Source organism: Candidatus Clostridium helianthi (assembly GCF_045310795.1).
GTDB lineage: Bacteria > Bacillota > Clostridia > Clostridiales > Clostridiaceae > Clostridium > Clostridium helianthi.
In genome coordinates, this window is record NZ_JBJIAB010000032.1 from 1 (window position 1) to 22,017 (window position 22,017).

Here is a 22,017-nt window from a genome sequence, read left to right on the forward strand (position 1 = left end):
GATTAGTTTGTACAGAAATCGGAGTTTGGTTCATTGTATTTTATGGGATTTCTTTTTAATTACTTGTAAAGTGGTGTCATATTATTAGAAATGAGATAAAATAAATTAAGGGCTATTTTATGATATAAATATATTAACGTATAAAGTAATTATTAATAAAGAAAGGAAGTAACGTATTGATAAAAGAAGTAATAGTCGTTGAGGGTAGAGATGACGTTGATGCTGTAAAGAAAGCTATAGATGCAGAAATAATTGCTGTGGGAGGATTTGGCATAAATGCAAAAGTCATAGCAAGAATACAGGAGGCCCAAAAAAGAAAAGGTGTAATTGTATTAACAGATCCAGATTTTGCAGGGGAAAAAATAAGAAGAATAATAGCAAAAAGAGTTAAAGGGATAAAACATGCATATATTGCAAAAGAAGATGGACTTAAGAATGGAGATATTGGAGTAGAAAATGCATGCCCAGAAGTTATTTTGAAAGCACTTGAAATGGCAAAGATAACACAAGAAGAAAAACAAGAATTTTTTACTATGCAGGATATGTTTTATTTCAAGCTTACAGGAGATAACACTTCAAAGATTAGAAGAAATATGCTTGGTAAGTTATTAGGGATAGGTTATGGGAATGCGGCACAGATGGTTTCTAGATTAAATAATTACGGAATAACTAAAGAAGAATTTACTAATGCTATAAAAGAAATAGAAAAACAATTGGAAGTAGGTAAGAAATAAATGGATTTAAAAGATATAAAAACTCAGGAACTAGTCAAAAAATATAATTTTAAGTTCTCAAAAAGCCTTGGGCAAAATTTCTTAGTTGATGATTCTGTTCTTGATGATATAGTTAACGGAGCAGAAGTTAACAATGAGGATTTTATTATAGAGATTGGACCAGGTGTAGGTACACTTACTGCTCAACTTTTGATGAAAGCTAAAAAGGTAACATCTATTGAATTAGATAATGATTTAATTCCGATACTTGAGCAAGAGTTGGGAGAAAATGAGAATTTTAGTTTAATACATAAAGATGCACTTAAAGTGGATTTCAATGAACTTATTGGAGATGAGAAAAGTGTTAAGCTTGTAGCAAATCTTCCATACTATGTTACAACCCCTATAATAGTTAAGCTTCTAAAAGGTGGATATAATTTTAAATCATTAACTATAATGATTCAAAAGGAAGTTGCAGAGAGAATTAATGCTGAACCTAATTGTAAGGAATATGGTGCATTGTCGGTTTTAGTTCAGTATTATTGTAATACAGACATAATAAGGAAGGTACCACCAACTTGCTTTATTCCTAGACCAAAGGTTGAATCTATAGTAATAAGATTAGATAGATTAGATGAACCAAGAGTTAAAACTAAGGATATCAATATTATGTTTGAGATTGTAAGAGCAGGTTTCAATATGAGAAGAAAAACTCTATGGAATGCAGCAAAAACATTAAAAGTAGATAAAGAAAAATTAGAAGAAGCATTTAAAAAATCAGGAATTGATCCTAAGAGAAGGGCTGAAACATTAACACTAGAAGAATTTGCGGTTTTATCAGATTGCATATATGATATAAGAAACTAAAAGGTTGAGAATGAGTAATTATTGAATTATTCATTCTCTATTTTTTAGTTTCTATTAAATTTGCTGTGCTGCGTAGAGTATGAAAATATAGAAAAGTATTAGTTAAATCATAATTCTAATTTCCAAACATATACTATATGGAATAAATATATGTGGAGGGAATATAGGGTTGGCACACAACAAATTGTATAGAAACTTTATAATATTACAAGAAGATGAAAGAGGATATTCTCAATCTAATGATAAAGCTTTGTCTGGATATGCTAAGGTGGAGGCCAAAGGTGATAAATGCAAAATCTCATTTTATGCGCAAAACCTTAGGCAGGAAGATAATTATTCCATGGTACTTATATGTTGTAAGAAGGATTTAAAACAATTAATTGATATTGGACCTTTAGCAATAAATGAAGTCGGAAAGGGAGATACTAGCAAAGAATATTATGTAAATAACATAGCTGGTCTTGGAATATCTTATGAAAAAATATCTGGTGCTGCTATATGCAGGGTCAAAGATAATGAAACAGAGTTTGTGATGCATGGCTTTATGAATGGAGAAGAATCTGCTGATAATTGGAGAAAGTTTAAGATTATAAAAGTTGATTCTAGGAAATCTGTTGATAAAACAACATTACAAATTAAGGATAAAGAAAATTTGACTGTAAGTACACCAAGTAAAATTATAGCTCAGTCAGATACAAAAGTGGATGAATTAATAAAGGCACCTAAATTACAAGATGAATCAGTTGAACGAAAAAAAGATGAGATTGATCTTCAACCTAAAGCGAACATAGAATCTAAAGTTGAAGATAAACAAAATAGGATTCCAGAAGATCATCAAAACATAACTGAAACTATAGATAATTTAGATGAGGAAAGAAACAAGAATAAAGAGAGCAAAAAATGTGAGAAAGATTATAAACATGACAAGTGTGATAAGCATGATAAAGAAGATAAATATGATAAGTGCGATAAACACGACAAATGTGACAAAGAAGATAAATATGATAAGTGCGATAAACACGACAAATGTGACAAAGAAGATAAATACGATAAGTGCGATAAACACGACAAATGTGATAAAGAGAGTAAATATGATAAGTGCGATAAACACGACAAATGTGATAAAGAGGATAAATACGATAAGTGCGATAAATATGACAAATGTGATAAAGATGAAAAATATAATAAGTTTGATAAATATGATAAACATGATGAGTATGACTATTTCGAAAAAGAAGAAGATATGGATGATGTTATTGGTAAAATAGCTAAGAAATTAGATACTTATGATGGGGTAATAGACCTAAAAGTAAGTCATCACATGTATGAGGATGTTATAATATATGGATTCATAAAGGATAAGAAGAATCATAATTCTAAATGGAAGAAATTCAAATTAGAAAAGAAATGTAGAAATGAAAATCAGGATATAGATAATGTGCAAGTTAGCTCTAGAAGAATAGAAGAAAACTTTAAATTGGATAAATTAAATAACGTAGATACATCAGATAGAATGGACATAATAGATTTCGATGAATATGAAAATAATATTCAACAAGGAAATTTAGGTGGAGCCACAGGATCAAATGATACATCTACGATGAATACGACTGGTACAGGGAATACTACGACTGGTGCAGGGGATACTATGGAGCAAGGCAACTCAAATACTGGAATGAGCCAAGTTGATACAGGAACAATGTGGCAACCATGGTCAGGGAACTCGGCAAATCAGACTAGCGCAGGAGGTATGAACCAGACAGGCACTAATACTGTAGCAGATCAAACATCATCAAATACTGGAATGAATCAAATGAACACAGGAACAATGTGGCAACCATGGTCAGGTGGAACAATGAATCAGACAGGAACAATGGGAGAGCCAGAGACTAGCGGTGAAACTGGAGGCATGGGACAGCTAGACTTAAATATGGGAGATACATCAAATGAAAATAATAATAATCAAAATACTTCAAATCAGGGATTCACTATAAGTGGAGATATAGGTAAGTATTTTGAGAAGTTAGCACAAGATTTTAAACCGTTTATTGGAAAATTAAATGATATAAACTTCTGTAAGTGGTATAAAATCATTGTAAATGGTATAGAAGACTTATCAAATGATTCAAATTATAACAAATATACATTAGCATATTATCCAATGTTAAATTATTATCCTTACATTAGTAAAACAGGACATTTCTTATTAGGATATAAATGCAATAAAGATGGAGAAATGCAATATATTATATATGCAATACCAGGAAGCAAAGAAAAAAATGATCAACCATATGGTGGAAGAACAGGTTTCGTAACATGGACTAATGATAGTAATAATGGCCAAGGATATTGGTTAATGTTCTATGATTTTAAAAATTCTTCAATCGTAATTCCAGCAAGATAGAGAACATTGTTATGAATAAGAAGCAGTTGATTGTTACGTCAATATTGTTATCATTGATGTTGATACTGGTCATAACCCAGGGCTTCTTTAAAGAAAATTTCGAACAGGTAATTCTTATGGATCAGGGAATAAGCAAATTTAAAGAATATTCTTTTGACGAGAATAAATATGTTATATCTCTGCCAAGTGAATGGAATGTGGAGGAAAAAGAAAGTAAAGGGCAATATGTGAGTTATGAATTAGATTTTAAAGACAAAAATAATAAGCTTACTGGTTTATTGCAAGTAGTAAATACAAAAGAGGATATAAACGTGTTTGCAGAAAAAGATTTAAATAGTCAATGCCTAGAATATTATAATTCAGAATTAACACCTTTTAAAAATTCCTATAATTCAGGAGTATTAGTTAAATATGAAACAAAAGTAAAGAATGGGTATGATTTTAATAATGAATGCTATTATCTAAATTTAGAAGAAGGTAAAACAGCAAAGATATTATTTAATCTTAAGTCAAAGGATTATAAGGATAATATGAAGACTATTTTAAATACGATTATCTCAAGTATTAAATCATCTCAAAGTTGAAATTAACCAATTTATTGTATATAAAGTTTTCTGGATCATAAGTGGTTGATGTGAAAAGATTACATTATATGCTTAATATAAAACATATAATTGTATGAATGTTGAGTTGATGAGTTAAATAAGATTTGCCAAGGATAAGCATAAGTATTATAATTTAAGTATCAAGGAGAGGCCAGGATAGCTTCTCCTTGATACTTATTTGACGTTTGGAGGCGAGCAATGAGGATAATACTATTTGAGATATTTGGGATACAGATAAAGAGTTATGGATTAATGATTGCAATTGGAATAATAGTTGCAGCTGCTATATTTATAAATAAAGGAAAGAAAAAAGGCTATGATGAGGATTCCTTATTAAATTTAGTAATTTTAGCTGTAATAGGTGGAGCACTTGGTGGAAAGGGATTATTTATATTAACTGAGATTAAAGATATTATTAAAGAGCCAAGCATATTACTGAACTTTGGATATGGATTTGTTATATATGGTGCCATAGGTGGAGGAGCCTTGGCTATGTACTTATATTCTAGGAAAAAGTCTTGGAACATTGTTGAAATGTTGGATATGACGGTTCCAGGTCTTGCAATAGCCCAAGGTTTTGGTAGAGTTGGATGTTTTCTGGCTGGATGTTGTTATGGAGCAGAAACCAAGTTACCAATAGGCGTTACATTTCCAAAGGGATCTTTAGCACCAGCTGGAATACACGTGCATCCAACGCAAATTTATTCATCAATATTTGACTTTCTGTTAGGATTTATGCTTTTGTACTATAGTAAGAAAGAAAAACAAAAAGGAAAAATAGTGGGACTATATTTAATAGTATATAGTATAGGTAGATTTTTAGTAGAGTTTTTAAGGGATGATCCAAGAGGGAATATCGGGATTCTATCAACATCACAATTTATCGCAATATTTACTTTGGTGATTGGTATTGTTGTATTTAATAACCATAGGATTTTCAAAGGAGCGAAGAAGAACAGTGAGAAATAGTAAGTTTTTAACAATAGTTTTACCATTGGTAGTAGTCTCTAGTATGATGCTCTCAGGGTGTAGCTTCATTGATAATATAGAAGTTAAAATGAATCTTAAAAATCAACAATTTGATTATATAAAGCAAAATAAAGTCGATAAAATTATCATACAAAGTGTTAGAGATAGTGGATTTAGGTTTGTAGTTAACGATCCTAAAGCCATAGAAGACATTTACAAGATTTTATCAGATGGAAGTGAAGTTTCAAAGAAAAGCTCATTAGATCCAGATTATATTTTTGAGGTGTGCATTGGAGATGAAGTGAGAAAGTATCAGTATGTAGTTGGAGCTAACGAACATGGGACAGGAAACTTTTATGATGACGATAAGGCATTTTCAGTACCTAAAAATTTAGAGAATACAATAATGCAAAATCTTTCATTCATAAGAAAGCCAAGAGACTTTAATTATATATACTATCAATCAATATTAAAAGTTATTGATAAGAAAAAAGAAAGTTTATCCAACGGAAACAAAGTTGGAGTGAACATAGCTGGAGATACAGATTGTTTGAAATACATATTTTCTGTGGATTTAGAAGATTTTAAGAAAAGTTTGAACAAAACTTTACCTAGTGTTGATTTAGTAAATAATAATTATGAAGATTTTGATACAATAATTAAAGTGAAAAATAGAGGATATAATAGTACTGTTTTCAAAACACTAATAACAGTAGATAATAAAAAGGATAATTCCTTTGAAAGCTATTATATAACAGCAGAATATAATTATAAAGACTGGGATATTAAAATAAGTGAGCCTAATAAAACCCCACAAGATTGGTAAGCAAAGGAGCATATATAAATGAGTTGTGAAAATTGTAAAAGTAAAGACACATGTCAATCTAAAGGAACAGGATGTAGTGAAGAAAGTTTAAAGTTAACATCCAGATATGGAAATATTAAAAATGTTATAGGTATTATAAGTGGAAAAGGTGGAGTTGGTAAATCAACTGTAACTGGAATGATGGCAAGTATGTTATCTAAGAAGGGATATAAAGTAGGAGTATTGGATGCAGATATTACAGGTCCATCTATGCCTAGATTTTTTGGAGTTAACAATAAAAGAGCTAAAATAATTCCATTAGAAAATGATATGGTAAAATTTGAGCCAGTGGAAACAGAAAGCGGGATAAAAATAATTTCCATGAATCTTTTAACAGCAGTAGAAGATGAACCTGTAATCTGGAGAGGACCTGTAATTACAGGGGTGTTAAAGCAGATGTTTGTAGAAACTAATTGGGAAGAGCTTGACTATTTACTTATAGATATGCCACCAGGTACAGGAGACATTGCTTTAACTGTAATGCAGGAATTTCCTATTGATGAAATTGTAATAGTTTCTACACCACAAGATATGGTGTCTATGATAGTCAAGAAAGTTGTTATTATGGCCCAAAAGATAGGTGTAAAGATTAAGGGTGTAGTAGAGAACATGGCATATATAAACTGTCCAGATTGTGATAAAAAGATACGAGTATTTAGCAGAAAGTCATCAGAAGAAAATGCAGATTATCTTGGAATTCCTTTAATAGGAGAGCTACCAATTAATATTGAACTTACAGAAGCATTGGAGCAAGGAAAAGCAGAGGAATACGTTAAGGAGAATCCGCTATATTCACTGATATTTGAAGGATTATATTAATAGAAAACTTCTTTTCCTTATACTATATTTATTTCATTATTTTAAATTATATTATTAAATATACATAACTTAATATTTCTTGGGAAATAATAAGTTTGTAATTTGATATTAGAGGAGATGAAGTAAACCATGAAACCAAAAGTAGATAAAGATACTTGTATAGCTTGTGGATTATGTCCATCTATATGTCCAGAGTGCTTTGACATGCAGGATGATGGAAAAGCAGGAGCTATAGTTGATGAAGTTCCAGAAGGTTGTGTAGATGAGGCAAAAGAAGCAGAAGAAAGCTGTCCAGTAAATGCAATTGAAATAGAAGAATAAAATTTAATTGCAAAATACAACTAAAACGTCTAAAATAAATAATATTTATTTGTTATTTGATCAAAAATAGGATTAATTTTGTTTTATAAAACAAAATTAATCCTATTTTTATTCTATATGTTTTGCATTAATAAGCTTAAAACGCAGATAAGTGAAATGTTTAATTACTACGTAGAGCTTCGAAACTTAATTGTATATATATAAATTGTTTTATATAATAGTTAGTTTGAAATAGTATTTACTGATGATGCATGAAATATTCTTTCTATAGGAAGAACAGCTAAAATTACTAAGCATATGATTCCTTCTATTCCAACCATAGGACCATTAACAAGCAAAGAATAAACTACTGGAGACATTCCTTCTGGGGCAAATGATCCAAAGAAAACTATACCAGAAATAAGATGACATAAAAATCTGACCAGTACTGCAATGCTTACCCCAACTAATTTTCTTTGTTTGAAAAATCCGGCAAGACCTAATGCTGTAAAGGGCAATGGATAATCAAACAAAACTTGAACAGGATGTAGTATATATGGATCCAGTATTAAGGTTATTACACCATAAAGAAATCCTGTTAAACATCCAACTTCAGGACCATATATGAATGCTATGAGTAATACTGGTATCATGCTGCCTAAAGTTATGCTACCACCTTGAGGAAAATGATATAATCTTAGCATTTTTAATATAGTGGCTAACGCCAATGCTATACCAATCCTAGCAATTAGTTCTGGAGTGAATTTTATCTTTCTTGCCTTAGCTAATACTATAAGCAGTAAAATACATCCTAATAAAGTTATAATGGACATTGGACTTGCAAGAATGTCTTGAATGTTTTGTGAGAAATTCTGGAAAAGTTTGGAAAACTGTTCGATCCAATCATTAAAAATTGACATAAAAAAACCTCCTTAATTGTGCTCGGAGATTATCAACCAAATAAATAGTTTAAAGTTTTTAAGAGGTTGCATTCCCTACGCTAGAATTAACTAGATCAGGTTTTAAGGGTTTATGAATATCAAATCTCAGCCGCTCGGCTCCCCTAGCACATTATAAATATATTACACTTACACTATTTTATACCTATTATTATAGATAGTCAATTAGATTGTATGTATTAAATTTGTTATTATTACTTAAATTGGAATGTGAATTTGAGCTAGAAGCAATCAAATTTATAGAGTGATGTGGGATTGTGTTATTTGGTAATTTATTTGATGAAATGGTGAAGATATCATCATTTCTATTGACAATAGTAGCATCTTTATATGTTGAATCTAATATAAAATCTTTCATAATAACAAAACAGTCCTTTCAGTAAAGATTTCTTTGTTATTATTATTTACAAGTAGAAAAGTAAGTATACTTGTAAAAGATTAAAGAACTAAATAAAAAAATATGAATTTTAATATTTAGCTCTTTAATTATGAGTAAATAGTTAACATATATATTTTTCGATTAATCTAATCTTTCAACTATAAATCCAACAAGACCAGGTCCGGTATGAACGCCAAGAGCAGGTCCTATTGATCCTCCTAAAGTACATTCAATTAGATTAGGAAGATCTTTTATAGAATCATAAAGCATTTTAGATTTCTCAGGTGCATTCCCATCTAAAACCCAAACTTTACATTTATGATTTTCTAGATAATTTGTTAATATATTTGTTAATTTAGATATACACTGTTTTATGCCTCTTATCTTACAAACCGTATGGTATATGCCGTCATCGCCAACAGTAATAATAGGCTTTAGATTGAGTACACCCGCTATAGTTCCGGCAACTTTACCAACTCGGCCTCCCTTTATTAAGTATTCTAATGTATCTATTGTAAAAAACACGTCAATCTTATCTCTAAAGGAAGGTAAGGTCATTACTATTTCATCAAAGGATTTCCTTTGCTTTATTAGGTTTAGAGTTTCAATGACCATAGCTCCTTCTGACATAGTTAAAGTCATAGAATCAAATACCAAAGTTTTCACTTCAGGGACATTTTCAGATGCAAGTCTTGCAGAGTTATAAGCGCCAGAAAGGCCACTTGATATTGTTATAATAATTGCATGTGTATATCCCTCATTTTTTACCTGTTCCAAAGCATCTGTAAAATCCTCAACGCCAGGTAAGGAAGTTTTAGGTATCTCCTTAGGCAAATATTCATATAAAGTCTTTGGTGTTATATCTATTCCATCAATATACTCTCTATCAGAGAATATAATTTTAAACGGGACTACTTTAATATTATTTTCTATTACGAAATTTGCATTCAAATCAGAAGCACTATCAGTTATTAATGCTATTTTATCCATATTAGTTCCTCCTAGAAATGTATAGTCTTAGTTTAATTATAACACTATTTGTAAAAATTACATTTCTTATAGCTTACTTAAAGAAATAATTTGTATTATAAGTTTTAAATAATAAATTCCATTATTTATAAAATTGTTTGGTTTGCATAACATGATAGTTTGAAATAAATTCTACTCAATTAAGCTTTTAGAACACAGATAATAATAATTTTCTTATAGCTTATTATGAAAAAATACTTGAAATCATAGTAAATTACAACAATAAAGATTATCTACAATAAGTCAAATATAAAAAAGTCGTAAAAAATGAATAAATCGAAAGATAATAGGATGTAAATTAAGATAATTAAAATCTAGTGGCTTAAAAATAAAAAATTAGAAGTATTGCTAATGAATACCTAATACAGTATAATAGTACGGTAGTAAAAATACTATATATTGTGCCATGGAGGGAATAATAATGCTATATGTTGTGAAACGCGATGGAAGAGAAGTTGAATTTAATTCAGATAAGATAGCTCAAGCAATTAAAGGATCAGCTAGTGAAATCGGTTTAAATTTAAAAGAAAGTCAAGTTCTAGATACCGTACATAAGGTGATTACGTATATAGAAGAAGAGTATAAAAAGACTATAACTGTAGAACAAATACAAAATTTTGTAGAGAAGGCATTAAGAGATGAGGGACACAAAGATATAGCAGTCGCTTATTCAGCATACAGACGTGAAAGAACTAAAGTCAGAGACATAAAATCAGATTTAATGAAAGCTATAAGACAAATTGGAGTTGAAACTGATAGAGATAATGCAAATGTAGGAAATAACTTCAGCTCTAAGTTATTAAGAATAGCATCTGAATCAAATAAGTGGAATACACTAGCTACTATGCCAAAGAATTTAGCAAAGGCTCATGAGAATGGAGACTTATATTATCATGACTTAGATAGCTATAATTTAACTGTAAACTGCTTGCATATACCAACAAAAGAGATATTAGAAAATGGATTTAATACTGGATATGGGACAATTAATGCTCCTAAGAGAATTGAAACCGCTGCTGAATTATCATGTATATTATTACAATCAACTCAAAATGATATGTTTGGTGGTCAATCTCATCCAGATTTTGATAATGATATGGCTATATTTGTAGAGCCAACTAGAGAAGAAATTAGAGAAGAATTATTGGAACTAGGTGTATCAGACGAAAAGTTAGAAGCTATGGTAGAAAAGAAAGTAAGAAAAAAGGTACAACAAGCAATGCAGGGTGTAGTTTATAACCTTAATACAATGCATTCTAGAGCAGGATCTCAAGTACCATTTAGTTCAATTAATATTGGTTTACCTACAAGCTCAGATGCAGCATTAGTATGCGAAGTTTTTCTTTTAGAATATGAAAAAGGATTAGGTAAAGGTGAACAACCAATTTTCCCTAACATAATTTTTAGAGTTAAATCAGGTGTTAATAGAGAAGAAAATGATGAATATTTTTATTTATATAAGCTAGCATGTAGAGTGGCTGCAAAGAGAATGAATCCAACTTTTATGAATATCGATGCAGATTTTAATAAAGAATATTACGATAAAGGTTATGTTCCAGCTACAATGGGATGTAGAACTTATCTTATGAAAAATATAAATGGTGAACCTGGTTGTAAAGGAAGAGGAAATATAGCACCTACAACTCTTAATCTTCCAAGAATAGGCTTGCAGGCTAAAAATGATATAAATAAGTTTTTTAGTATATTAGATGCAAGATTAGAGTTAGCAAAAGATTCTTTAATGCATAGATATGAGATTTTAAAAAATCTAAGAGTTAAGGATTTACCTTTTGTCGCAGGTCAAGGACTTATGAAAGGTTCAGAAGGATTAAAACCCGATGATTCTATAGAGCCAATATTAAAGCAAGGAACTTGGGGAATAGGATTCATAGGTGTTGCTGAAACCTTATTAGCTTTAGTTGGAAAGCACCATGGTGAAGATGAAGAAGCAAGGAAATTAGGAATAAAGATTGTTGAACATATAAGACAATACTGTGATAGACTTACAGAGGAATATAAGTTAAATTGGAGCTGTTATGCGACTCCAGCAGAAGGACTTTCGGGTAAGTTTATAAAGCAAGATCAAAAGATATTTGGATTGATAAAAGGAGTAACTGACAAGGAATATTACACAAATAGTTATCATGTACCTGTTTCATACCCAATATCTATTAAAGATAAGATTGATATTGAAGCGCCATATCATAAACTTTGCAATGGTGGGCATATAAGCTATATTGAAGTAGATGACACACCAGATGCAGAAACAATAATGGATATAATAAATTATGCATATAGAAATACTAATATCAGTTATATGGGTATTAATTTCCATATAAGATATTGTAGAGAATGTGGTACTTATCTTCAAAACAATGAAAACAAGTGTCCTAAATGTGGCAGTCAGAATATTCAAGGAATATCAAGAGTTACAGGATATTTAAGTTTAGATGAAAGATTTGGTGCTGGAAAGTATCATGAAAGAGAAGATAGAATATCACATACTGAGAGACATGGGCATCATTACTAAAAGTATACTGATGATAGATTTTTAATTTATAAATTATAATATAGAAAAGGAAGATGGATTTATTAATCTCATCTTCTTTTTTTATTTAAAAATATATCAATATATATTTTTAAATATTTAATTCATCAGATGTTATATTGGATTATAAGGCAATATAAAACAAATAATCTTATGGGGAATGAGTTATATAATACAGAAGTTATATATTAAGGAAGCAAAAAAACATATTTTCTATAAGAATTATTAAAAAATAGAGGCATAAAAAGTAAACTTTAATATATTAATGAAATTAATAGAGAATATAATGTAACTATTTGGTATGAATACTAAATATATTGGGTAAATCTGTTAAAGAAAATGGACTGTTAATTTATCAATGTATTGCAACATCAAAAAAAAAACTTGCAATAATTGAGAGTATTTTCATTAAAAACAATTAAAATTTGAAAATACATGAAGGAGAGTAGCTGTTTCGTTGCAAAAAAATAAAATAAATCTTGTATAGATTTATTAATATATGATATTATAAATATACAGTAAAAATGTTAATTTATTAAAAATATGCTTTAAGTAATAAGAAAATAATATAAATGGGGGGACTAAAATGGCACTTAGTAATTTAAAAACTAATAAAAAAGTTTCTATAGTAGATACTACTCTTAGAGATGGTGAGCAGACAGCAGGGGTAGTTTTTGCTAATGAAGAAAAAATAGTAATAGCAGAAATGTTAAGTGACTTAGGTGTTGATCAGCTAGAAGTAGGGATTCCTACAATGGGCGGGGACGAGAAGAAGGCTATAAAAGAGATTGTAAAAAGAAATTTAAAGCCTAGTATTATGGCATGGAATAGAGCTGTAGTCAGCGATATAGAACAATCAATAGATTGTGGAGTTGATGCAGTTGCCATATCAATATCAGTATCGGATATACACATTCAGCATAAACTTAAAACATCTAGAGAATGGGTATTAGAAAGCATGGTTAAATCTGTAGAATTTGCAAAGAAAAATGGCCTTTATGTATCTGTTAATGGGGAAGATGCATCTAGAGCAGATAAAGACTTTTTAGTTGAATATATTAATGCAGCTAAACAAGCAGGTGCAGATAGATTTAGATATTGCGATACTGTAGGAATTATGGAGCCATTTAAAATTAGAGATGATATTAAATATATATATGATAAAACAGGCTTTGATATAGAAATGCACACTCATGATGACTTTGGAATGGCAACAGCTAATGCGGTAGCAGGTATTAAGGGTGGAGCATCGCATGTTGGAGTAACTGTAAATGGTCTTGGAGAAAGAGCGGGTAATGCAGCATTAGAAGAAGTTATAATGGCATTAATGCTTGTTTACGGATATAATGGCGATGGAATAAATACGCAAATGTTTAGAGAAGTATCACAATATGTATCAAGAGCATCAGGAAGAGAACTTCCAATATGGAAAGCTATTGTTGGAACAAATATGTTTGCACATGAATCAGGAATTCATGCAGATGGAGCAATAAAAGATCCTAAGAATTATGAAGCGTTTGATCCAGATATAGTTGGCCTTGAAAGGCAAATTGTTATAGGAAAGCATTCAGGAAGAGCTTCAATAATAAATAAATTTAGAGAATATAATAGAGAACTTACAGAGGATGAAGCAAAAGGAATACTTGAACTTGTAAGAGCTACGTCAGTTAGATTAAAGAGAACTTTATTTGATAAAGAAGTAGTTCAATTATATAAAGAGTATCATAGACGATTAGAAGAAAGAAATAAGCAATAATAGGGGGGCGTAAACGTGGGAGATAATTTAGTTTATAAGATTTTAAAAAGCCACATTGTTGAAGGGGAATTAAAGGCAGGAGAGCCTATAGCATTAAAGATTGATCAAACGTTGACTCAAGATTCAACAGGAACAATGGCATATCTTCAATTAGAAGCTATGGGAATAGATAGAGTTAAGACAAAGAAATCAGTAGCATTTATAGATCATAATATGTTACAACAAGGTTTTGAAAATGCAGACGATCATAAGTTTATTCAAACAGTTGCATTTAAATATGGAGTATATTTTTCAAAGCCAGGGAATGGAATCTGTCATCAAATTTTCTTAGAAAGATTTTCAACACCAGGAGATACATTAATAGGTTCTGATAGTCATACCCCAACAGCTGGTGGTGTTGGTATGCTTGCCATGGGTGCAGGTGGATTAGATGTTGCTCTTGCTATGGGAGGTGGAGCGTACAATATTAACACTCCAAAAGTTGTAAAGATTGAACTAACTGGAAAATTAAATAGAATGGTTGCTGCAAAAGATGTTATTCTTGAAGTCCTAAGAAAATTAACAGTTAAAGGCGGCGTTGGTAAAGTATTTGAATATGCCGGTGAAGGTGTTAAGACACTTTCAGTTCCAGAAAGAGCTACTATAACTAACATGGGAGCAGAACTTGGAGCTACAACTTCAATTTTCCCAAGTGATGAAAGAACATTAGAATTTTTTAAGGCACAAGGAAGAGAAGAAGACTTTATAGAATTTAAGCCAGATGAAGATGCGGTATATGATGAAGTAGTAACAATCAATTTAAGTGAATTGACACCACTTACAGCTAAGCCTCATAGTCCAGATAATGTTGCTAAAGTTAGTGAAGTTGGTAAGATTAAAGTTGACCAAGTATTTATAGGAAGCTGTACTAACTCTTCTTATGAAGATTTAATGAAAGTTGCAAAGATATTAAAGGGAAATAAAGTACATCCAGATGTTAGTTTGGTAATTGGACCAGGATCAAGGCAAGTTATGGAGATGATAGCTAGAAATGGAGCTCTAGCAGATATAATTAGTTCAGGGGCAAGAATACTTGAAAATGGTTGCGGACCATGTATCGGTATGGGTCAATCACCAGGAACTGATGCAATTTCGCTTAGAACTGTAAATAGAAACTTCTTTGGTAGAAGTGGAACATTATCAGCACAAATATATATAGTAAGTCCTGAAACTGCTGCAGTTTCGGCTATAAATGGATTTTTAACTGATCCAACAGAAGTAGATGTAGATTTAACAATAGATATGCCTAAGGAATTCTTAATAGATGATTCAATGATTTTAGCACCGGCACCAACAAATGCTGAAGTTGAAGTTGTTAGAGGACCAAACATTAAGCCATTCCCAGTAAGTAAGCCGTTAGCTGAAGAATTAGATGGTAAAGTACTAATAAAGGTTGAAGATAATATTACAACTGACCATATTATGCCTTCGAATTCTAAGTTATTGCCATTTAGATCAAACATACCTTATCTTGCAGAATATTGCTTCAACACAGTTGATGCAGAATTCCCTAAGAGAGCTAAGGAGTTTAATGGTGGATTTATAATTGCTGGAGGAAATTACGGACAAGGCTCAAGTAGAGAACATGCAGCATTGGCACCACTATACTTAGGAGTTAAGGCTGTTATAGCTAAATCATTTGCAAGAATTCATAAAGCAAACTTAATTAATAATGGAATAGTTCCTATGGAATTTAAGAATGAAGCTGATTATGACAAGATTGAGCTAACTGATGATTTAAAGATGGAAGACATCCAAGCAGCTTTAGAATCAGGAATAGTTAAAGTTAAGAACTTAACTAAGGGAACTGAGTTTGAAGCTACAGTTGATTTAACAGAGAAAGAAATTGCTGTTATTAAAGAAGGCGGAAGACTTAATTACGTTAAAGCAAATAGTTAATTATAAGATAAAGAGTGAAAATGCAGGGTCTTTAAGACTCTGCATTTTTTTATACAAATAAGCATGTAAATGCTTAAGGTCTATAATTCAAATTCAAGATAGGTGTAATATGCAGGTGATTTGTAAATGTGATTATACTTACGTTATAATTAATTATCTAATAGAATGTATATAAATAGATTGATGAGAAAGAAGTGTAAGTTTGATGGAAAAGACTATAAGATTAGCAGGAATAGCATATGAGAGTTTAGTTAACGGGCCTGGTATAAGGAGAGTATTTTTTTCACAAGGTTGTAAACATAACTGTAAAAGTTGTTTTAATCCTGATACTCATGATTTTTATGGCGGAGAACAAAGAGATATAGATGAATTAATTAGCGATACATTAAATAATGAAATTATAAAGGGTGTAACATTTAGTGGCGGAGATCCGTGGGAACAGGCAGATAAATTTGCATATATGGCAAAGAAGTTTAGAAAAAAAGGTTTAAATATTTGGAGCTATACAGGATATACTTATGAATATATTTTAGAAAATAAGGATTCGAGATTAGGCTGGAGTGATTTATTAAACAATATTGATGTTCTTGTAGATGGAAGATTCGAAGAAAGTAAGATGTCAGATGGACTTAAGTTTAGAGGTTCAACTAATCAAAGAATAATAGATGTTAAAGAAAGTATAAAAAAAGAACAAATTGTTACTATAGAACTTTAACATTAATATAAGATGTTTTTGAAAATATCCACAAATGTGTGAGTATAATTAGAAAAGTTGTGGATTATTATTTGAACTATGTGGATAAATTTTGGAGTAATAAAATAGGCGCATATATCACAACATAAGTTATATTACTTATAGTGAAAGTTAGGTGAATGAAGCTTGATTTTAAATAAAGAATTTTATAAACAAGGTGCATTAATTTTAGCGAGAGAACTTTTGGGAAAAGTTATTATAAGAAAGGTTGACGGAGTGACCTTAAGAGCTAAAATTGTTGAAACAGAAGCGTACATAGGAGAAATAGATAAAGCATCGCATGCTTATAATGGAAGAAGGACTGAAAGAACTGAACCTTTATTTAGAGAAGGTGGGATTGCTTATGTTTATTTTATTTATGGAAAATACTATTGTTTTAATGTTATAAGTGGATTAGAAGATAAGGGAGAGGGAGTTCTAATAAGAGCATTGGAACCGTTAAATGAATTTGATTATCTTGCAAAAAAAAGGTTTAATCAAAATTATGATGAACTTTCAGAAACAAAGAAAAAGGCAATTACAAATGGACCGTCAAAACTGTGCATTGCATTTTCAATAGATAAATCAGAAAATTATAAAAGGTTATATGAGGAAGGTGACTTTTATATAGAAGAAGGAGAAAAAGATACGTTTAAAATAGTAGAAACGAAAAGAATCGGAATAGATTATGCAGAAGAAGCAATAGATTTTCCATGGAGATTTTATATAGAGGGAAATAAATACATATCGAAAAAGTAGCAAACTTTCAATGTAATTCCTATTGGCATTTAATTTAAATACAAATTTTTACTAAAAAGAAATAAAGCGTAATATATTTAATACGATAAATCTATCATGAGATATTTTTTTATAGGAGATAGATTTATGATTACTAGAGTAATTAATAGAAATTTTAGTACGTATAAATATAAAAAGAGAAAAGCATCTTTAAAAATAAAAGTTACTAAAGAAAATATTATATCGTTTAGTGAAATACTTGAGAATGTACAAATGCTTAGGAAAAAAGGAATTATATCAGTATCAGATCTTAATAGAAATATATCTAAGTCTATAAAAAAATAGTAATATAAAGATGACAGTACATGGATTAATTAAGGCATGTACTGTCATCTTTATATTACTCATTTTCTTTATCAACATTGATTAATTTATCTGAAATGATAAATCTAGGTCTGTGTTTAGCTTCATTATATATTTTCCCAATATATTCCCCTATTACGCCAAGAGATAAGAGCTGAACTCCGCCAAGTACCCAAATGGAAAGGGTTAATGAAGTCCAACCAGTAACTGTACGGCCTAAAAGTTTAACTATAAGAGTATAAAGTAGGGCTGCACCTCCAGCAAAAAATATAGTAAAACCAAGGAGGGTTATTAATCTTATTGGTTTTATGCTAAAGGATGTAATTCCGTCCAAGGCAAAGGCTATCATCTTTTTTAGAGGATATTTAGATTCACCAGCAAATCTTTCATGACGTTCATATTCAACAACTGAGTATTTATATCCTATTAATGGAATCATTCCACGAAGAAATAAATTAACTTCCTTATATTGACTTAGCCCGTCTACAACACGTTTGCTCATAAGTCTATAATCTGCATGATTATAGACCATGTCTACGCCCAGAATACGCATTAATTTATAAAAACCTAATGCAGTTGTTCTCTTGAAAAAGGTATCAGTTTCTCTAGTGGATCTTACTCCATAAACAATATCGCATCCATCATAATATTTTTCTACAAATGCATCTATGACATCTATATCATCTTGTAAATCTGCATCTAATGATATAGTCATATCTGAATAATCTTTAGCAACCATGAGCCCAGCAAGTAAGGCATTCTGGTGGCCCCTGTTCCTTGAAAGATTAATTCCTAAAAATATATTATTTTTAGAATGAAGCTCTTCAATTATGCTCCAAGTTCTATCTTTTGAACCATCATTAACAAAAAGTATTTTGCTTTTATTAGATATTAAGTTATTTGAAATCATAGTCTTAATTTTTACTAGCAATCTTTTACTAGTTTCATGTAAAACTTCTTCTTCATTGTAGCAAGGAATTACAAGATATAGTATATCCTTCATAAAATCGCCTCCAATGATTAGTATAACCAAATAAATTAACAATATTATTCAATTGTAGTTTTAATATTCATTATTTTATAATTCATATCTTATATTTGATATAACTACAGAGGTTTCGCTTATTAAATTAATTTCAGTATTAACCCTATCTGGTCTAGAACTTTTAAGAATTTTTACAATAGGTCTTAGTGGGAAGTTAGGTATAGTTTCTTGTACAACAGCTATGTCACCATTACTTAGATCAACTAAAGTTCCTTTTGAGAAAGGAATTACAATTTTGCAGAATATATTAACAATTTCATAGTCAAATTTTTTGCCTGCATTAGACATTAAATATTCAAGAACATCACTTGGAAACATTGCTCTTTTATTAGGTCTACCGGTTGATAAAGAGTCATATGCGTTAGCAATGCTTACAATTTTACTTAAGGTATTTATCTCATCATTAGCTAGCTTATTAGGATAACCTAATCCATCAGGTCTTTCATGATGCTGTAGTGTTATTATTTTGCTATTAGCGCTCAGATTATAAGAGTCTGATAAATATTTATATCCGAGTATTGGATGTTGGTCTAATATCGTAACTTCTTTATCCGTTAGTTCTTCTTCTTTCATAAGAATTTCTTTTGGAATAAATGTTTTCCCAACATCATGAAGCAAAGCTCCAATACAAAGATATTGAAGTTGTCTTTTTGGAAGCTTCAGTGCAATTCCAAGGACTAGCGATATTACAGCAACATTCACAGAATGAGAGTAGATATAATTATCCATGCTTCTTATGTCTATTAGTGAAAGTAAGACACTTTTATTATTTAGAACATTTTCAATTAAATCTTCAGCCATAGACTCAATATTATTGAAATATACTGATTCCTTTTTTGAAAACTTATCAGCAACAGTAAGTCTATTTATATTTGAAAAAGCTTCTTTTATTGTTAGAATTGCTTTTTGTCTTAATTCAGGTTTAATAATATCTTCAATTTCATCAGAACTAAATTCATCAATTATATATATTGATAAAATATTTAAATCCTTTATCTTAAAAATAATTCTTTCACTAAGGACCATACCAGCCCTTACTAATACTCTACCATCAGAATCATATAATGTCTTACCAATAACTGTATTCGGTTTTACACATTCAATTGGAATTAATCTCATATTATCTTCTCCTCAAATGTTGGTTATAGTACAATTTACAACATAATTCTTAGTTAAATGTTAAACATAATAGTAGTATATCAGTAAAATTGGCGTATTTATAGTATTATGATGAAAAAATATATTATTTTGTTTAACATATTTAAAAAATAGAACTAACCACTAGTTAGAAAACAGGTCTGATAGTTAGATTCTTATACAACATATTTAATATAGGATACTAAACTCATAATTGATAATAAGTTAAGTATTTTAGCAGATTTGAGTATATATAAGTCCATTAACTTTTTATATTAATAAATGATAATTTTGTTACTTGATATTTAAATTGTGTTATAATATTATAGATTACAAATAAAAATATCAAAGGGGGCTTTTTCAATGTCAAGAGTTTATAATTTTTCAGCAGGACCAGCTGTATTACCAGAGTCAGTCCTAAAAGAAGCAGCGGGGGAAATGCTAGACTACAAGGGGACAGGCATGTCAGTTATGGAGATGAGTCATCGTTCTAAAGCGTTCGAAGAAATCATCACAGATGCTGAAAAGACATTAAGAGAATTAATGAATATTCCGGATAACTATAAGGTATTATTCCTTCAAGGTGGGGCATCACAACAATTTGCAATGATTCCAATGAATCTAATGAAAAATAGAGTTGTAGATCATATTATTACAGGGCAATGGGCAAAAAAAGCAGCGTCAGAAGCAAAAATATTTGGAAAGGTTAATATATTAGCGTCTTCAGAAGATAAAACTTTTTCATATATACCAGATTTAAAGGATTTAAAAGTTTCAGATGATGCAGACTATGTTTACATATGTCATAACAATACAATCTATGGAACTACGTATAAAGAATTACCAAACGTTGGGGATAAGATATTAGTAGCAGATATGTCATCGGATTTCTTATCAGAGCCAGTAGATGTATCAAAATATGGACTAATATTTGCAGGAGTACAAAAAAATGCAGGACCAGCTGGTGTTGTTGTAGTAATAATTCGTGAAGATTTAATCACAGAAGATGTATTACCAGGGACTCCAACAATGCTAAGATATAAGGTTCATGCAGACAATAAATCACTATATAACACACCACCAGCATATGGAATATATATATGCGGAAAAGTATTTAAATGGGTTAAAAACAAGGGTGGACTAGAAGCTATGAAGAAAATTAATGAAGAAAAAGCTTCTATTCTATATGATTTTCTTGATTCAAGCAGTATGTTTAAAGGAACTGTTGTAAAGAAAGATCGTTCTTTAATGAATGTACCATTTGTAACAGGTTCAGATGAACTAGATGCTAAATTTGTAAAAGAAGCTAAAGCAGCAGGATTTGAAAACCTAAAAGGACATAGAACAGTTGGTGGGATGAGAGCAAGTATATATAATGCTATGCCAATTGAAGGTGTTAAAGATTTAGTAGAATTCATGAGAAAGTTCGAAGAAGATAATAAGTAATAGAATAAAAATAAATTAAATTTAAGGAGATAATCAGGTTTTGGTTATCTCCTTAATTAATTTTATAAATAAAATTATACTAATATCTGAATTTATAATATGTATTATGTATAGATAATCAATACAATATATACAATTTTAAATGTTATTAGTACATGTAATATTTTTATAAGCTAATATTAGATTAATTGCCATATAAAAGACATATATAAGAATATTCAGGTGTAGATTACAGATGAAATAAATTGCAGATAAATCTATAGAGGTGTAATAGCCATATAAAGATATTCAAACAGAATACAAGGTAGAAAAATTTAATATAAATATGGTTTGGATTAGTTCATAAATCCTAATTTGCTAACTAACTTGATAGAATTTTAAAGGCAAAGTTACTATTGCAATAT

At 30.1% G+C, this 22,017-nt stretch carries 19 protein-coding genes and 1 riboswitch; of the genes, 15 read left to right on the plus strand and 4 right to left on the minus strand.

Features of this window, described 5'->3' with window-relative positions; all coding sequences use genetic code 11:
• The first annotated feature begins 176 nt into the window (after window positions 1–176).
• The 8 genes from rnmV to ACJDTP_RS19865 all read left to right on the plus strand — a co-directional run bounded on the left by rnmV (window position 177) and on the right by ACJDTP_RS19865 (window position 7,563).
• The gene (gene rnmV, locus ACJDTP_RS19830; protein WP_077837338.1) at window positions 177–734 is read left to right on the plus strand and encodes a ribonuclease M5; all 558 of its coding nucleotides are present in this window, start codon (window positions 177–179) and stop codon (window positions 732–734) included.
• The gene (gene rsmA, locus ACJDTP_RS19835; protein WP_077837339.1) at window positions 735–1,580 is read left to right on the plus strand and encodes a 16S rRNA (adenine(1518)-N(6)/adenine(1519)-N(6))-dimethyltransferase RsmA; all 846 of its coding nucleotides are present in this window, start codon (window positions 735–737) and stop codon (window positions 1,578–1,580) included. It abuts the gene before it with no gap.
• 169 nt (window positions 1,581–1,749) lie between these two features.
• Window positions 1,750–3,984 carry a DUF7922 domain-containing protein gene (locus ACJDTP_RS19840; protein WP_406762215.1) on the plus strand — a complete coding sequence of 745 codons (2,235 nt, stop codon included), beginning with the start codon at window positions 1,750–1,752 and terminating at the stop codon, window positions 3,982–3,984.
• Window positions 3,985–3,995: 11 nt separating this feature from the next.
• On the plus strand, window positions 3,996–4,568 hold the full coding sequence (locus ACJDTP_RS19845) for a hypothetical protein (RefSeq protein WP_078117591.1): 573 nt from the start codon (window positions 3,996–3,998) through the stop codon (window positions 4,566–4,568).
• A gap of 219 nt (window positions 4,569–4,787) precedes the next feature.
• Entirely contained in the window at window positions 4,788–5,558 is a 771-nt protein-coding gene (locus tag ACJDTP_RS19850; RefSeq protein WP_078117590.1) for a prolipoprotein diacylglyceryl transferase, read from the plus strand.
• A gap of 43 nt (window positions 5,559–5,601) precedes the next feature.
• On the plus strand, window positions 5,602–6,384 hold the full coding sequence (locus ACJDTP_RS19855; protein WP_192927367.1) for a YhfM domain-containing protein: 783 nt from the start codon (window positions 5,602–5,604) through the stop codon (window positions 6,382–6,384).
• Window positions 6,385–6,402: 18 nt separating this feature from the next.
• A complete protein-coding gene (locus tag ACJDTP_RS19860) occupies window positions 6,403–7,242 on the plus strand; it encodes an Mrp/NBP35 family ATP-binding protein (RefSeq protein ID WP_077841931.1) in 840 nt (279 codons plus the stop codon).
• A 129-nt stretch (window positions 7,243–7,371) separates the two neighbouring features.
• Complete coding sequence (locus ACJDTP_RS19865) at window positions 7,372–7,563, plus strand: ferredoxin (RefSeq protein WP_011967430.1); 192 nt, start codon at window positions 7,372–7,374, stop codon at window positions 7,561–7,563.
• A gap of 221 nt (window positions 7,564–7,784) precedes the next feature.
• Here the strand turns inward: ACJDTP_RS19865 and thiT are convergent, their stop codons facing one another.
• Both thiT and ACJDTP_RS19875 read right to left on the minus strand, forming a co-directional pair.
• Window positions 7,785–8,462, minus strand: a complete 678-nt coding sequence (gene thiT / locus ACJDTP_RS19870; RefSeq protein ID WP_077841930.1) for an energy-coupled thiamine transporter ThiT — start codon at window positions 8,460–8,462, stop codon at window positions 7,785–7,787.
• A 54-nt stretch (window positions 8,463–8,516) separates the two neighbouring features.
• Window positions 8,517–8,617, minus strand: a riboswitch (TPP riboswitch).
• 404 nt (window positions 8,618–9,021) lie between these two features.
• Window positions 9,022–9,870, minus strand: a complete 849-nt coding sequence (locus tag ACJDTP_RS19875; protein ID WP_077841928.1) for a DegV family protein — start codon at window positions 9,868–9,870, stop codon at window positions 9,022–9,024.
• A gap of 460 nt (window positions 9,871–10,330) precedes the next feature.
• Between ACJDTP_RS19875 and ACJDTP_RS19880 the strand changes: the two genes are divergently transcribed.
• From ACJDTP_RS19880 to ACJDTP_RS19905, 6 genes are all read left to right on the plus strand, one after another.
• Entirely contained in the window at window positions 10,331–12,439 is a 2,109-nt protein-coding gene (locus ACJDTP_RS19880; RefSeq protein WP_078117587.1) for an anaerobic ribonucleoside triphosphate reductase, read from the plus strand.
• Between the two features lie 604 nt (window positions 12,440–13,043).
• Window positions 13,044–14,213 carry a homocitrate synthase gene (gene nifV, locus ACJDTP_RS19885; protein ID WP_011967434.1) on the plus strand — a complete coding sequence of 390 codons (1,170 nt, stop codon included), beginning with the start codon at window positions 13,044–13,046 and terminating at the stop codon, window positions 14,211–14,213.
• A gap of 15 nt (window positions 14,214–14,228) precedes the next feature.
• A complete protein-coding gene (locus ACJDTP_RS19890) occupies window positions 14,229–16,151 on the plus strand; it encodes an aconitate hydratase (protein ID WP_406762216.1) in 1,923 nt (640 codons plus the stop codon).
• Window positions 16,152–16,356: 205 nt separating this feature from the next.
• Window positions 16,357–16,866: an anaerobic ribonucleoside-triphosphate reductase activating protein gene (gene nrdG, locus ACJDTP_RS19895; protein ID WP_406762217.1), complete on the plus strand. Its 510-nt coding sequence runs from the start codon at window positions 16,357–16,359 to the stop codon at window positions 16,864–16,866.
• 165 nt (window positions 16,867–17,031) lie between these two features.
• On the plus strand, window positions 17,032–17,643 hold the full coding sequence (locus ACJDTP_RS19900; protein ID WP_173711570.1) for a DNA-3-methyladenine glycosylase: 612 nt from the start codon (window positions 17,032–17,034) through the stop codon (window positions 17,641–17,643).
• A gap of 126 nt (window positions 17,644–17,769) precedes the next feature.
• On the plus strand, window positions 17,770–17,967 hold the full coding sequence (locus tag ACJDTP_RS19905; protein WP_038457010.1) for a hypothetical protein: 198 nt from the start codon (window positions 17,770–17,772) through the stop codon (window positions 17,965–17,967).
• Window positions 17,968–18,022: 55 nt separating this feature from the next.
• Here ACJDTP_RS19905 and ACJDTP_RS19910 read toward each other — a convergent pair whose 3' ends face one another.
• Window positions 18,023–18,988 carry a glycosyltransferase family 2 protein gene (locus ACJDTP_RS19910; RefSeq protein ID WP_406762218.1) on the minus strand — a complete coding sequence of 322 codons (966 nt, stop codon included), beginning with the start codon at window positions 18,986–18,988 and terminating at the stop codon, window positions 18,023–18,025.
• 75 nt (window positions 18,989–19,063) lie between these two features.
• Window positions 19,064–20,149, minus strand: a complete 1,086-nt coding sequence (locus ACJDTP_RS19915; protein ID WP_406762219.1) for an HD-GYP domain-containing protein — start codon at window positions 20,147–20,149, stop codon at window positions 19,064–19,066.
• A gap of 381 nt (window positions 20,150–20,530) precedes the next feature.
• Between ACJDTP_RS19915 and serC the strand changes: the two genes are divergently transcribed.
• Entirely contained in the window at window positions 20,531–21,613 is a 1,083-nt protein-coding gene (gene serC / locus ACJDTP_RS19920; RefSeq protein ID WP_406762220.1) for a 3-phosphoserine/phosphohydroxythreonine transaminase, read from the plus strand.
• Window positions 21,614–22,017: the final 404 nt, after the last annotated feature.